Annotated in this window: 12 protein-coding genes; 10 read left to right on the top strand and 2 right to left on the bottom strand. The window is 55.5% G+C overall.

Going from position 1 to position 13,459, the window contains the following annotated elements:
* The first annotated feature begins 43 nt into the window (after positions 1 to 43).
* Genes ACRZ91_RS08790 through ACRZ91_RS08760 form a run of 7 tightly spaced genes read left to right on the top strand, consistent with a single transcriptional unit; the run spans position 44 to position 7,533 of the window.
* Positions 44 to 871 carry an FAD binding domain-containing protein gene (locus ACRZ91_RS08790; protein ID WP_480904332.1) on the top strand — a complete coding sequence of 276 codons (828 nt, stop codon included), beginning with the start codon at positions 44 to 46 and terminating at the stop codon, positions 869 to 871.
* Complete coding sequence (locus ACRZ91_RS08785; protein WP_480904329.1) at positions 871 to 3,606, top strand: molybdopterin-dependent oxidoreductase; 2,736 nt, start codon at positions 871 to 873, stop codon at positions 3,604 to 3,606. The genes ACRZ91_RS08790 and ACRZ91_RS08785 overlap by 1 nt, the downstream gene beginning before the upstream one ends.
* On the top strand, positions 3,606 to 5,090 hold the full coding sequence (locus ACRZ91_RS08780; protein WP_480904326.1) for a 6-hydroxynicotinate reductase: 1,485 nt from the start codon (positions 3,606 to 3,608) through the stop codon (positions 5,088 to 5,090). Before ACRZ91_RS08785 ends, ACRZ91_RS08780 begins: the two co-directional genes overlap by 1 nt.
* Positions 5,087 to 5,950, top strand: a complete 864-nt coding sequence (locus ACRZ91_RS08775) for a UPF0280 family protein (protein WP_480904323.1) — start codon at positions 5,087 to 5,089, stop codon at positions 5,948 to 5,950. The genes ACRZ91_RS08780 and ACRZ91_RS08775 overlap by 4 nt, the downstream gene beginning before the upstream one ends.
* Complete coding sequence (locus ACRZ91_RS08770; protein WP_480904320.1) at positions 5,937 to 6,518, top strand: amino acid synthesis family protein; 582 nt, start codon at positions 5,937 to 5,939, stop codon at positions 6,516 to 6,518. The genes ACRZ91_RS08775 and ACRZ91_RS08770 overlap by 14 nt, the downstream gene beginning before the upstream one ends.
* Positions 6,515 to 7,099, top strand: a complete 585-nt coding sequence (locus ACRZ91_RS08765; protein WP_480904317.1) for an amino acid synthesis family protein — start codon at positions 6,515 to 6,517, stop codon at positions 7,097 to 7,099. Before ACRZ91_RS08770 ends, ACRZ91_RS08765 begins: the two co-directional genes overlap by 4 nt.
* Before the next feature lie 8 nt (positions 7,100 to 7,107).
* Positions 7,108 to 7,533: a MarR family transcriptional regulator gene (locus ACRZ91_RS08760; protein WP_170776845.1), complete on the top strand. Its 426-nt coding sequence runs from the start codon at positions 7,108 to 7,110 to the stop codon at positions 7,531 to 7,533.
* A gap of 61 nt (positions 7,534 to 7,594) precedes the next feature.
* Here the strand turns inward: ACRZ91_RS08760 and ACRZ91_RS08755 are convergent, their stop codons facing one another.
* Positions 7,595 to 8,761: an amidohydrolase family protein gene (locus tag ACRZ91_RS08755; protein WP_170775395.1), complete on the bottom strand. Its 1,167-nt coding sequence runs from the start codon at positions 8,759 to 8,761 to the stop codon at positions 7,595 to 7,597.
* A 225-nt stretch (positions 8,762 to 8,986) separates the two neighbouring features.
* Here ACRZ91_RS08755 and ACRZ91_RS08750 point away from each other — a divergent pair, with 225 nt between their 5' ends.
* Entirely contained in the window at positions 8,987 to 9,790 is an 804-nt protein-coding gene (locus ACRZ91_RS08750; protein ID WP_480904314.1) for a ferredoxin--NADP reductase, read from the top strand.
* A 69-nt stretch (positions 9,791 to 9,859) separates the two neighbouring features.
* On the opposite strand, the gene ACRZ91_RS08745 is transcribed toward ACRZ91_RS08750, so the two are convergent.
* Positions 9,860 to 10,627: a copper chaperone PCu(A)C gene (locus tag ACRZ91_RS08745; RefSeq protein WP_480904312.1), complete on the bottom strand. Its 768-nt coding sequence runs from the start codon at positions 10,625 to 10,627 to the stop codon at positions 9,860 to 9,862.
* A 54-nt stretch (positions 10,628 to 10,681) separates the two neighbouring features.
* On the opposite strand from ACRZ91_RS08745, the gene ACRZ91_RS08740 reads away from it, so the two are divergent.
* Complete coding sequence (locus ACRZ91_RS08740) at positions 10,682 to 12,052, top strand: hypothetical protein (protein ID WP_480904310.1); 1,371 nt, start codon at positions 10,682 to 10,684, stop codon at positions 12,050 to 12,052.
* 91 nt (positions 12,053 to 12,143) lie between these two features.
* The gene (locus ACRZ91_RS08735) at positions 12,144 to 13,436 is read left to right on the top strand and encodes an ABC transporter substrate-binding protein (RefSeq protein WP_480904307.1); all 1,293 of its coding nucleotides are present in this window, start codon (positions 12,144 to 12,146) and stop codon (positions 13,434 to 13,436) included.
* Positions 13,437 to 13,459: the final 23 nt, after the last annotated feature.

The following is a 13,459-nucleotide window of genomic DNA, read 5'->3' as shown; positions in this document are numbered from 1 at the left end:
GTCCACACTTATCATTAGTGTGCTAATGAAAGTGGATATGTGCATGGCCTACTCACAACCAAGCTTGTTGCCCGATGCGCTGGGCATTCTTAAGCAGGCTGGGGTCCGCGTTGTTGCAGGTGGGACAGATTTCTATCCGGCGTTGAAAGCAGGCCAGCATCCCGAAAATCTGTTAGATGTAACAAGAATAGATGGGTTTTCGGACATCACGCAATCTGAAGGGGGCACAAGAATTGGTGCAGCCGTCACATGGTCGGATGTTGTTAGAACTGATCTTCCTCGGGCCTTTGATGCCTTGAAGCAGGCGGCGCGCGAGGTCGGAAGCCTGCAAATTCAAAATGCAGGTACGGTTGTCGGAAACATTTGCAACGCCTCTCCCGCCGCCGATGGTGTTCCACCTCTGCTTGCATTGAATGCTGAGGTTGAGCTGGCCAGTGCAGCAAAGGGAAAGCGTGTTCTTCCCCTCGAGGCATTTATCAGGGGTGTGCGGCAAACAGCGTTGATGGATGACGAGCTGGTGACAGCGATCATCGTGCCGAAACCCCATGCTGGCATGACGTCTGGTTTTGAAAAATTAGGGAGCCGTCGCTATTTGGTCATTTCCATTGCTATGGCAGCGGCAAATGTTCTTTTGGATACACAGGGAAGAATAGCCGAGGCTCGCATCGCAGTAGGGTCCTGTTCCGCCGTAGCGCAACGGCTTGCGGCGTTAGAGGCGAGCCTGATCGGTCAGGATCCCGCGGATGTCAGGATTTCTCCGATTGATGTCGCAGCATTAACGCCGATCGATGATGTCCGAGGGACAAGTTCGTATCGTCTCGATGCAGTGCGTCATCAAATTCAGCGTGCAATTCACAAGGCGGTTTCGTGATGAACAAAGCGCTTTCAGGTACCCCGACCCCATTTCGTTTGAATGGACGTGAAGCGGCCCCATTGCTTTTCCCTGGCCAACGACTGTCCGAAGTTCTGCGCGAGGGTTTGGGGCAACGCGATGTGAAGATTGGCTGCGATGCGGGGGATTGCGGCGCGTGTACTGTGCTGATTGAGGGCGAGCCCGTTTGCGCCTGTCTGACCCCAGCACATCAGGTTGCGGGGTGCGAGGTCGAAACTGTGCAAGGATTACATGCCAATGACCCCGTGGCAGCCAAGCTGGCGCAGAGCTTTCTGGATCATGGCGCGGCGCAATGCGGGATCTGTACGCCCGGCATGATGGTATCTGCCGTTGCGCTGCTGCGGGACGTGCCCGAGCCCACCGAGGCGCAAGTGCAGGATGCTTTAGGGGGTGTGCTATGTCGCTGTACAGGCTATCGCAAAATCATCGACGCGGTGATGGGTGCGCCCTCGGTTGCTATTGCGAAAGCGGGTAAGGTGGGCGATGCAGTTCAGCATTTGGATGGGATCGAAAAAGTTTCGGCTACCGTCAAGTACGGCGATGATATTGCACCCGTGGGGTGCCTCGAGATTTTGGTCATTCGCTCCCCCCATGCCCGGGCGGTTTTTGAAATTGGTGACCTCGAAGGATTCGCGCAGGCGGCTGGACTGGACGCGGTTCTGACTGCGAAAGACGTGAAGGGCCAGAACAACTTTGGTGTGATACCCGGATTTGAAGACCAGCCCGTCTTTGCCGAGCGGGAAACGCGTTTCAGGGGAGAGGCTGTCGCGGCCCTGATTGGTGCTCGGGATGTGCTTCGCGCCATCGATCCAGAAATGGTACCGATTACTTGGACCGAACTGTCTGCCTTACAAGACATGGACGCAGCCCAAGGTGAAAGAGCCGATCAACTACATGATGGCCGGGACAACAATGTGATGTGTGCTGGTTTTGTGACCTGTGGCGATCCAAATGCGGCCCTGGCACGCGCGCATGTAATCGTGGAAGGCCGGTTTGAAAGCGGCTTTGTCGAGCATGCCTATATTGAACCTGAAGCGGGTTTCGCCGAAGTCGTAAACGGTCGCGTTGAGGTGCATGCCTGCACGCAAGCCCCGGTTATGGATCTCGAAGGGCTCGAGCGTGTTCTGGGGCTTGACCGCTCGGACATACGTGTTGTGCCAACGGCCACCGGGGGCGGTTTCGGTTCCAAGTTGGATATGAGCGTACAGCCCTACCTGGCACTCGCGGCGCTGAAGACGGGCAAACCTGTGCGGCTTTGCTACACGCGTACTGAATCCATGCAATGTTCGACCAAACGGCACCCCTCAGACATCACGCTTAGGATCGGTGCTGATAAGACGGGCAAGCTCTGTGGCTTTGACTTTCGTGGCCGCTTTGACACGGGGGCTTATGCCAGTTGGGGACCGACGGTGGCGAACAGGGTGCCAGTCCATGCTTCGGGACCGTACCGCGTGGCGGACTACATCGCGCAGGCCAAGGGTGTGCATACCAACAACCCGCCATCGGGGGCGTTTCGCGGCTTTGGTGTGCCTCAGGCAGCCATTGCACAAGAATGTCTTTTCGACGATCTGGCCGAGAAGCTGGGAATGGATGCGCTGGAGTTCCGTATTCTCAACGCATTGGATAATGGTGTGCCGACCGTGTGCGGACAGGTATTTGACCAGGGTGTCGGGATCAAGGCCTGCCTTGAGGCGTTGCGGTTTGCCTGGACGGAAGAGCGTGCAGGTGTTGAGGCATTCAATGCACAAAATGACACTGTAAAACGCGGTGTGGGTATCGCCAGCGGATGGTATGGCTGTGGCAATACGTCTTTGCCCAATCCATCGGCCATCAAATGCGGCATTCGCGCTGATGGCACGGTGGTGCTGCATCAAGGCGCGATGGATATCGGTCAGGGGGCCAATACCGTCATTACCCAGATTTTTGCTACCGCACTTGGGGCCGAGGTGGGTCAGATTACGCTTGTCGGAGCGGATACGGATGTGACACCGGATGCGGGCAAAACCTCGGCCTCGCGCCAGACTTTTGTCTCGGGCAATGCGGCGCGGCTCTCGGGTGAGGCATTGCGGGCCATGATACTGGAACGTCTGAACGTTGCCGAAGATGCTGCCTTGGAGTTCAGCGCCGGGGAAATTCAGGCGACTGATGCCGGGGGGGCTCGTGTGCTGGATCTTTCGGCTCTAGAAGCGGACTCGGATGGGTATGTTCTTCGCGCTGAAGAAAGCTATGATCCGCCGACAAAGCCCTTGGATAAAAATGGGCAGGGGCATCCTTACGCCCAATTCGGTTATGCCGCGCATCTGGCTGTTGTCGAAGTGGATACCGCGCTGGGCACAGTCACGCCAGTGAAATTCATTGCGGCTCATGATGTCGGTCAGGCCATCAACCCGATGCTAGTCGAAGGGCAGGTCCATGGCGGCATTGCTCAGGGTCTGGGGATGGCGCTAATGGAGGAATACATCCCGGGACGGACCGAGAACCTGCATGACTATTTGATCCCGACAATCGGGGACATCCCCCCGATTGAGACGATTATCATAGAAGAAACTGACGCGCATGGCCCGTATGGCGCCAAGGGACTGGGAGAGCATGTTTTGATCCCAACGGCACCGGCGATCCTGAACGCAATCAAACATGCAACAGGGGTACGACTGTTCAAGGGACCGGCAATCCCCAGCGTCGTCCATGCAGCCCTCAAGAAGAGTGTAACGTGATGACGGATGTTGCGAAGCCAGAAAAGATCCGCTGCGACGCCTGCCCGGTGATGTGCTATATCGCAGAAGGCAATTCCGGTGCCTGCGACCGCTATGCAAACCACGGCGGCGAACTGGTTCGCCTTGATCCGTTGACAATCATCCAAAGCGGCCAAGACCTCGTTCCGTTCATGGGCGAGGGCGCGACAGAGGAATGGGATGGCGATATCTTCAAAGGTGAGCGTCAGTTTGTGACAGCTGTAGGAGCGGGAACCACTTATCCCGACTACAAGCCCGCGCCTTTTATCGCCAGCCAAGAGGTTGAAGGCGTCGATATGGTCACCGTCGTGACCGAGGGCATCTTTAGCTATTGCGGTGTGAAGGTGAAGATCGACACTGATCGCCACATCGGCCATGAGCGAGACGTGGTGCGCGTCGACGGGGAACCGATCGGCCATGTCATGACCTCTGAATACGGCTCAAAGATGCTGTCTTTGGGTGGTGTCGAGCACCTCACAGGTGGTAGCAAGAAAGAAGGCCGCGTAACCTGTGACGCCCTGCTGCGGCTGTGCAACCGAGAACCTGTCACGATGGTCATTGGCGAAGATGATCACGCCACCGAAGTTGTGGTTGAAGCGGGAAAACCGCCTATCATCAATGGCGTGACTGAAAGCTTGATGCGCGTAGGATGCGGTTCTGCCACGATAGGCATGTTCCCGAAACAGTGGATCGGTCATGTCGACGACGTCGTGGTGGTGGATGACCACATCACCGGAGTGCTCAGCGAGCACGAGACCGGCAAGCAGCTTGATGTACCGGCAACGGGGATCAAGATCAAAGGACGGCGTTCGACGCCTGGGCGATACTTCCAAGTGGCTGAGCCCGGCACCGGTTGGGGCGGCACAGATATCGAGGACCCTCTTGCGATCCTTGGCCCCTTCAACCCCAAAACAGCATGGGAAGGCCTGCGGCTGTTTATGGTGTCCACAACGGGTGAGCAGTTTTCATACTATGAACTCGACGCCGATCTTGTTCCGCAACTGCGGGACGTACCCGCGAAACTGGCGGCTTCAGCTGCGCTAATTGCGGAAAACTGCGAACCTTCGGTTTGTTCAGTGCTGTTCATGGGTGGGGCAGGGGGATCGCTGCGCGCAGGCGTTACTGAGAATCCCGTACGCCTGACCAAATCGGTCAAGGACGCGCTGACCCACGTGTCTTGCGGTGGTGCAGATGCCTATGTGTGGCCCGGAGGCGGGATCACTGTGATGGTAGATGTGTTGGATATGCCCACGAATTCTTTTGGTTATGTTCCAACTCCCGCGCTTGTCGCCCCCATCGAATTTACCTTGCGTGTCAGAGATTACGCTGCCCTGGGCGGACATGTGGACCACATGCGCCGCGTCAGTGACATCAATTCGGATCAGGCTCGCCACGTACGACAAAAACCTAATGCCGGGGATCCGATGGATCTTGGAAACTACAATTGGAAGGCGGACGCAGAATGAGGCCGCGCGCGCGCCTTTTGCCCGATGGCCAACGGCTGCATCTGCAGCATGGTCCCAGTGATCTGATTGTTTGGGTGGAAGGGGATCGGGATCAGGCGTACCGGGCCGCAGCAAAGCGGTTCGAAACGATCATCGCCGAAATTGTACAGGAACTGCCGGACCTTCGGGGGATGCTGTCTCCACTAACAAAACGTCCCAACGGCACAGTTGCGCGTCGAATGCATGACGCGTGTCTGCCGTTGACTGATGTGGGGTACGTCACACGGATGGCCGCCGTGGCCGGAAGCATCGCGGATGAGGTGCTTGCGGCAATGACCCAAAGCGCGAATGTCACGCGCGCTTATGTCAACAACGGTGGAGATATTGCTCTATATCTGACCCCAGGAACGGGCTTCAATACCTCGATCCAAGCCCATGACGGCGGCGAATTGGGTCGGATTGAAGTTACGGACAAGGATCGTATCGGGGGTATTGCGACCTCTGGTCGCCACGGGCGCAGCCTGTCTCTGGGCATCGCGGACAGCGTGACGGTGCTCGCCTCATCGGCCGCCGAGGCTGACGTTGCGGCAACACTCATCGCCAATGCGGTGGACCTGCCGGGTCATCCATCGATAACACGTCGCGCCGCTTGCGATATCGACGAGAACAGTGATTTGGGGGAGTTGCCGGTCACTGTTAGCTGTGGTGCTTTGTCAGCCGAGGATTGTGAACGCGCTTTGGCCCGAGGTCTCAACCGCGCGACGTCGTTTCAGGCCCTGGGACGGATCGCGTCTGCGGGTTTGTTCCTCCAGGGCCGATCTGTCACAACCGGTGCACACGCATTTTCGTTCCAACAAGAGATACAACATGTCCCAGCTTAATGTCCGGAAAACAGCCTATTCTGTCGAAGAGATTTTCCACGAAGGTGGTCCGGCTCCGGCGAGCCCCCTGCGCCGGGCGGCGGCGATTGCGATCATCGAGAACCCATTTGCCGGGCGTTACGAGCCTGATATTCAGTGGTTCATGGAGGACCTCAAGCCACTTGGTTTGCAGATGGCGAGGCGATTGGTCGAGATGCTGGATGGGGCGGACAAGATTGAAGGCTATGGCAAAGGCGCATTGATAGGTGAGGCGGGTGAGCTGGAACATGGTGCCCTGTGGCACGCTCCGGGAGGTTACGCGATGCGCAAACTTCTCAATGATTCCAACGCGATCGTACCCTCTACCAAGAAAGTCACGGGCGTTGGCGGGCGGCTCGATGTGCCGATCACCCATATAAATGCCTCTTACGTTCGAAGCCACTTTGACAGTATGGAGGTCGGCCTGAACGACGCGCCCAAAGCTCATGAAATGGCCGTCATTCTGGTCATGAGCACGGGACCACGCATCCACGACCGCGCTGGCGGCCTGGCAGCCAAGGATATCAAAGGAGAGGACGGCCTGAGATGAGCGCTAAGATTCGTAAGATCGCTGTAAACATTGAAGAAACGCATTCCGAAATCGGACGAAAGATCGACCCGGCCACCCGCAAGGCCGTCGCCGTTGCAGTAATCGAGAACCCGTTTGCGGGCACCTATACCGAGGACTTAAACGCATTGATGGAGATCGGTGCAGAGCTGGGAACGCTCTTGGGTCGCAAATGCGTAGAAGCCCTTGGCATCATGCCGGAGCAGGCAGAGAGCTATGGTAAGTCGGCCATGGTCGGCGAAAATGGCGAGTTGGAACATGCCGCTGCGATCCTCCATCCCAAGTTGGGCGCGCCGTTGCGTAAAGAAGTGGAAAAAGGGGCCGCCTTGGTGCCGTCTTCAAAAAAGATGGGTTCGCCCGGTCAGGTGCTTGATGTACCGCTTGGGCACAAGGACGCAGCTTATGTGCGCAGCCACTTTGATGGCATCGAAGTACGGCTGAACGATGCGCCGCGTGCAAATGAAATCATGGTGGCCGTGGCCGTGACCGACAGCGGGCGGCCATTACCCCGTGTAGGTGGCTTGACCCACGATGAAGCAGAAGGCAAAGACGGGCTTCGTTAGGAGCACTTATGTCAAACAGCGTCGATCCCTACCATCTTGAAGACCAGGTCGGATATCTTTTGCGGCTGGCCAGTCAGCGCCATTCGATCATCTTTCAGAACCGAATTTCCAAAGATCTGACGCCGACGCAGTTTGCCACGCTGATCCGGGTGGCCGAGAAGAAAGAGGTGTCGCAAAACCAGCTGGGCCGACTTGCAGCAATGGATATTGCGACGATCAAAGGGGTGGTTGACCGTCTGAAAGCTAAGGGGCTTTTGCGCGCGACCGCCGATCCCGGTGACAAGCGCCGCTCGATCATCTCATTGACCGAGGTGGGCGTTGAGTTGATGGAACAGCTTTACGCCGACGGGTTTGGGATTTCGCAAGAAACCCTCGCACCTCTCAAGAAGTCCGAGCAAAAGACGCTTCTGGCATTGCTCAAAAAGATCACCTGACCTTCAAAGATCGCGTAGCCCGCAGTTTGCGTCAAACAACCCAAGTCACTGAAATTCGAGTTTACAGAATACGTTCCGGCAGGCGTTGTGCGGGCGGTGTGTTGCGAGAACGTTCCGAGCAGATCACGCCATCAATGATCGTCATGCCAACACCCGGCAGGTTCCCCTGCGCGACGCTTTCAAGCATGTTTTTTCCGGGCGCGTGCTGCGCTTGGTCCAGCAGGACGAAATCGGCGCAACGCCCCTTTTCAATAAGACCAACATCCAGATCACGCTGCCGTGCGGTGTTCCCATTGCCAAAGCAAAAGGCAATCTCGGCGGGGACGTTTCCGAAGGCCGACAGCATGGCAATCATCCGCAAGATTCCAAGCGGTTGCACACCTGACCCTGCTGGCCCGTCGGTACCCAAGATCACTTGATCCAGCTTGCCTAACTCGCGCGCGGTATTCACCGTAAGCACCGCGGCGCGTTCATTGCCGTTATGAACGATTTCAAAGGCTTGCTTGGTGCAGGTTTCACAAAGGCAGATGATCTGATCATCCGGCAGTGCCGAATGACCTCCGTTGATGTGCCCGATCACGTCGGTACCTGTCTCGATCACCATATCCGCGTCGATGAGGCCGGACCCGGGGATGGATGGGCCACCCGTGTGGATCGTGGACTGAATCCCATGTTTTCTGGCCCATTCGACCATCTGGTTTGCGGTTTTGCCGTCCTTGACCGAACCCAAGCCGACTTCGCCCAGATATTTCACTCCGGCGTTGGCCAGTTCGGCGAAATCCTCCTCAACCATGCCATGTTCGATTACAGGGGCGCCGGCATGGACCTTGACACCGGAGGGGCGAAAATTCTCATACCAGCGTTGTGCCGCGATCGACATCGCCTTGAGGCCGATCACATCTTTGGGTCGCCCCGGCATATGAACCTCTCCGGCCGAGATCATTGTGGTCACACCGCCGTTCAGAGTGGAGTCGATCCAGTGGAGTTGTTGCTGACGGGGCGTGTAGTCACCTACCACCGGGTGCACATGGCTGTCGATCAGACCGGGGGAAAGCGTCACACCATGGGCGTCTACGATGCTGGTTGCGTCGTCGGTATCGAGGTCCTTTTCATTGCCCCATGCGTCTATCTTACCATCTATGGCAATCAGACAATCGCCATCAAAAATCGGTTCTTCCATTTTTCCTGACAGGATCATGCCGATGTTCTTTATGACAAGTTTTTCCATAAGATCCTCCCACTATTCATTAGTATACGAATATAATTAGCGGGCATGCGTCAAGATAATTCTGGGAAGAGAGGCATTCTTCACAAATCAATTGACAGGATACTCCATTACCCCATAATCATTAGTATACTAATGAAATGAATGACCTGACAAAGGTGGCTGACAAAGAATGCCTCATGGTTAGGGCATCTGGCCGCTTTCTTGGTGGCAAGAGGAGGTGATCTGATGGCGCTCGATTCCAAAGAGACAAAGTTCCCGATCCCGGCGGGTGTATTTGCCCAGACCGTAACTGAAGTGCAGCACTATACTGATCGGCTGTTTCGGTTCCGTATGACGCGGCCTGCATCTTTCCGCTTCCGGTCCGGTGAATTTGTGATGATTGGCCTGCCAAATGCCGAGAAGCCTGTGTTCCGGGCCTACTCTGTGGCGTCTCCCAGTTGGGATGAGGAGTTGGAGTTTTATTCGATCAAAGTTCCGGATGGCCCACTTACCGAGCATCTGCAAAAGATCAAGGAAGGTGACACTATTTTAATGCGCAGAAAACCAACGGGCACCTTGGTGAATGATGCGTTGTTGCCCGGCAAACGGCTTTGGATGTTTTCAACAGGTACCGGATTTGCGCCCTTTGCCAGTTTGATCCGAGACCCCGAGACCTATGAGAAGTTTGACGAAGTCATCGTCACCCACACCTGCCGCGAAGTTGCTGAACTCACCTATAGCAAGAACCTGGTTGCGTCTGTGAAAGACGATCCGTTGTGCGGAGAGTTTGCGCATGGTCTGCGCCTTTATGCGACCACCACACGCGAAGACTATCCGTTCATGGGCCGCACTACCGATCTAATGACCAATGGCAAGCTGTTGAGAGACCTAGAGGTTCCCCCAATTTCGCCAGATACCGACCGGGGCATGATCTGCGGCTCAATGAATATGCTCAAAGATACCAAGGCTCTACTCGAGGGGTTTGGTCTGGTCGAGGGGTCGAACAGTAAGCCAGACACGTTTGTTGTTGAGCGTGCTTTTGTCGATTAAAAACAACTGCTTGTGTTCTGTATTTCTCTGAATCACTGAAGGCTTGTCACTTGCCAAAAGCAATCCGCATCATAATGTAAATCTGTAGGTTACCGAGATGGGGGCGCCATTGGACATGTAAGGGCGGTGGTCGTTAGAGTTCAGCGCAACAGTTAATTCATAATCGCCGGGCATCAGCGCTCCGACCTGAAAGCTGTTTTCGTAAAGTCGGCCAAGCTTCAGGCCGTTCAGATAGATGTGGGCGTGACCCTGACCGTCGATATGCGGTGTGCCGTCCTCGACAAGGACAAATTCGAAGTTTTTGACGCTGATTTGAACGGCAAGTCCGTTAGTACTGACCTGCGGATCCTGAACCAGCGTGATCGTCGGGCTAGGTGAGATTTCGATGCCGTTGGCATTGCTGTGGTCCATTGACGTCATACTGCCGGTTGCCTCTGGGTTCAGGATGCGAGTCACCACCTCGCTGCCATCGTCAAACGTGAGCGCAAGCGAATGATAAGTGCCTTCGGGAAAGCTTCCGTCGGGCACTTGCAACATGATGTGGGCCCCGTCCATTGCCAGTTGCGCCGGATCGCCGCCAGGCACTACAAGTGGTTTGTCATGGCCAGGGTTCATTAATGACGTGTGGGCTCCAGATGGCGACGTGACGCTTTGAAGAATGCGAGGGTCACCGTCATTTTGCAGCTTAAGAGTGACCATGAACAGCGATCCCGACGCCCCCATCGGCGCGGCGCGCCCGTCGCTGACCTTTACAGCAGTTTGCGGCGTACCTGCGAATATGTAGGCGAAACCCAACGCGGCCGCGATACCTGCCACAGCGAACCAGCGTTTGCTCATCTGACTTGCCTCCTTGCAAGAATTTGTGTGTATGCTAACGAAGTGAAGTTGATTGTGAAGTCATTTCTAGCGTTAATTTGCGCCACTATGGTTGCTGGACCAGCCTTTGCCCATGCCGCCGATCAGGGTTTTGTGCTTCTTTTGCCCACCACCGCCTACATCACTGGTGGTACAGCGACTGTGGCTGCGACAATCCTGCTGCTTGTTTGCCTGAGACCAGGGCAGATTGAGGTTATACTGCGGCCCATTACATTGCCTCTCAAGCGCGGTCGAGGCCGATGGTGCAACTGGGGTCAGATCGCAGCCTCCCTTTGTCTGATGTTGTTAATCCTGATTGGTCTAAGGGGCCCAACGGACCCGCAAGCGAACCTCATGCCTTTGGTGCTGTGGACCATATGGTGGATGTTGCTTTTCATGGTGCAAGCGCTGATCTTCGATGTCTGGAAATGGGTTAATCCCTGGCCGGGCTTGCACCGTCTGTTGGCCCCAGATCACAAAGCGCCTCTGACACTTGCAAAAAAACTTTCGATTTGGCCGGCTGTTGTTCTTATGGCGGCGTTTCAGGGCTTTGTTCTTGCCGATGCAGCACCAAACGATCCGGGCAGGCTTGCGAGTTTCGCGCTTGGATACTGGGGTTTTACAGTACTGGGTATGACCCTTTTTGGGCGCAAATCCTGGCTTGGTCAGGTCGAGTGCTTTTCGGTCTTGTTCGCACTGATCGGCACAATCAGATCGGTGCGCGGGGCAGCATTTGGCGTGCCGGGATGGCAAGTCTTTCACGGTAATAAGTTTGATCTAAGCCATGCGGTCTTTGTAATAGTTATTCTCGCATCCGGCAGTTTCGATGGCCTCTACGAGACCTTCTGGTGGCTGGATCAGTTAGGGGTCAATCCCTTGGAGTATCCGGGGCGAACCGCGATGATCTGGCCGACGACGCTTGGCCTCTACACCGGTATGCTACTGCTGACGTGTATTTTTGCGCTCGCCGTTTACTTGGGAACGGTACTGGTGCACGAGACCGTTTCCTTCAAAATAGCCTTCATCCGCTTTTCCATCACCTTGCTTCCGATTGCGATCGGCTATCATTTTGCCCACTACTTCGTGACGTTTCTGGTTCAAATTCAGGTTGTAGTCGCAACACTGGCCGATCCTTTCGCGCTTGGCTGGAATCTGTTCGGGCTAGGCAGCCGCCCCGTCAGGGTCGGGTTTCTGACGGTTCCAGAAACTGTGAAGACCATCTGGCTCACCCAGGCGGGTGTCGTTGTATTGTCGCATGTTTTGGCCGTCATCTTGTGCCATAGGACAGCTGAGGCTCTTTGCACATCCCGCAGGGACATTCTGCTGTTGCAATTGGGTCTGTCTATCTTGATGATTTTCTATACGATTTTCGGGCTGTGGCTGCTTTCCAGCCCGCGCGGAGCCTAAAAAATGTAGACAACTCGTTAGTATACATACAAACTGATCAAAAAAAGAGAGGCGAAACATCGCCCTAATAACAACAGAGGAGATGAACGCCATGACAAAGACTTCAAAGATCAGTCGCCGTAGTACACTGCTTGGTCTCGGGGCCGGTGCAAGTGCTCTGGCCGCGGGTGGGGTGTTGCCCGGTTCTCTTGGCTTTGCGCAAGCGCAAAGTTCGGCACCGATCAAGATCGGATTTCAGAAGCACGCGACTGGCATTGGCGCTGCATATGGCCGCTGGTATGACGTGGCAACCAACGCCGCTGCTGCGCGCATCAACGAAATGGGCGGCATCAATGGTCGCCCGGTCGAGATCATCACAGAAGACGACGCAACCGATCCTGGGCGTGGGGCTGAAGTGCTTGAGAAATTTGCCAACCAACACGAGGTAGACGTCGCTTTCGGTACCTTGTTCAGCCACGTGGTAATTGGCTCTGCGCCCCGCGCGGGCGAGTTGAAACTGCCTTATTTTGTTGTCTCCGAAGGTCACCATGTCGCCAGCGGCATGCTGAATCGCTATACGCTGCAACCAGGTATCACCGATGTGAAAAGTCAGGTTATTTCGATGGCACCCTTTGTCGCCGACAATCTGGGTAAGAAGGTCACGATGATTTATCCTGACTTTGCTTTCGGCCATGATCATCGCGACTTTTTCTCTCAAGCGATCGAGGCGCAAGGAGGCGAAGTTGTTGCGAAGATTGCAATCCCGCCCACCGAGACAACCTTCACCCGCTATTTCCCAAGCATCCCGCGCGAAACCGAAGTGATCTATCATGTGATGGTGGGCCCGGCAGTGCTGACATTCGTCAAAGAAATGGGCGAATTCTTCGGGCCCAGCCGACCCGAGATTTTTGGTTTTATCGACAGCCTTGAAGCGGTTGATATACAAAGCCCCGGGCTTGAGTTCCTCGAAGGCACGTATTTCTGGGAAGGCATGCCGCGCTATAAGCAAGCCAACGAATCGGAGGCGGCCTCAGCCTATCGTGCGGCAGTTGGCGTGAATGACAGTGGCGCTGCGATCGATGACCCGGCCAATGTTGCCACTTACGCTCATATGTTCGGGTGTTGGGAAACGATGCATATCATCAAAGCTGGTATGGAAGCAGCGGGCTACCAAGGGCCTGCAGATCGCTCCAAACTGATCGAAGCGGTTGAGGCGATGACTGACATGCCGGAATCCATCGAACATCCGCAGGGTGAAAAAGTCTTTAACGGCAAGACCCATCAGACCTTTGGCAAACAGTATATCTCAAAGGTTGGTGATGGCCGTCTTGATGTGGTGCATACCGCGTCAATCGAGGATGGCCTTTATGAAGATGAGGTGGATTACACCACGCAATCCTTCTGATCCCGACATTAGGCAAAAGCGAG

Source organism: Ruegeria sp. O11, assembly GCF_056535285.1.
The sequence above is the reverse complement of the archived record's forward strand: the minus strand, read 5'-3'. Positions and strand labels throughout refer to the sequence as shown.

Excerpts from the sequence above, each read along its gene's own strand:
- ACRZ91_RS08780 (WP_480904326.1), top strand. The coding sequence starts at position 3,606 with ATGACGGATGTTGCGAAGCCAGAAAAGATCCGCTGCGACGCCTGCCCG.
- ACRZ91_RS08770 (WP_480904320.1), top strand. The coding sequence starts at position 5,937 with ATGTCCCAGCTTAATGTCCGGAAAACAGCCTATTCTGTCGAAGAGATT.
- ACRZ91_RS08785 (WP_480904329.1), top strand. The coding sequence starts at position 871 with ATGAACAAAGCGCTTTCAGGTACCCCGACCCCATTTCGTTTGAATGGA.
- ACRZ91_RS08765 (WP_480904317.1), top strand. The coding sequence starts at position 6,515 with ATGAGCGCTAAGATTCGTAAGATCGCTGTAAACATTGAAGAAACGCAT.
- ACRZ91_RS08755 (WP_170775395.1), bottom strand. The coding sequence starts at position 8,761 with ATGGAAAAACTTGTCATAAAGAACATCGGCATGATCCTGTCAGGAAAA.
- ACRZ91_RS08750 (WP_480904314.1), top strand. The coding sequence starts at position 8,987 with ATGGCGCTCGATTCCAAAGAGACAAAGTTCCCGATCCCGGCGGGTGTA.
- ACRZ91_RS08745 (WP_480904312.1), bottom strand. The coding sequence starts at position 10,627 with ATGAGCAAACGCTGGTTCGCTGTGGCAGGTATCGCGGCCGCGTTGGGT.
- ACRZ91_RS08760 (WP_170776845.1), top strand. The coding sequence starts at position 7,108 with ATGTCAAACAGCGTCGATCCCTACCATCTTGAAGACCAGGTCGGATAT.
- ACRZ91_RS08775 (WP_480904323.1), top strand. The coding sequence starts at position 5,087 with ATGAGGCCGCGCGCGCGCCTTTTGCCCGATGGCCAACGGCTGCATCTG.
- ACRZ91_RS08735 (WP_480904307.1), top strand. The coding sequence starts at position 12,144 with ATGACAAAGACTTCAAAGATCAGTCGCCGTAGTACACTGCTTGGTCTC.
- ACRZ91_RS08790 (WP_480904332.1), top strand. The coding sequence starts at position 44 with ATGGCCTACTCACAACCAAGCTTGTTGCCCGATGCGCTGGGCATTCTT.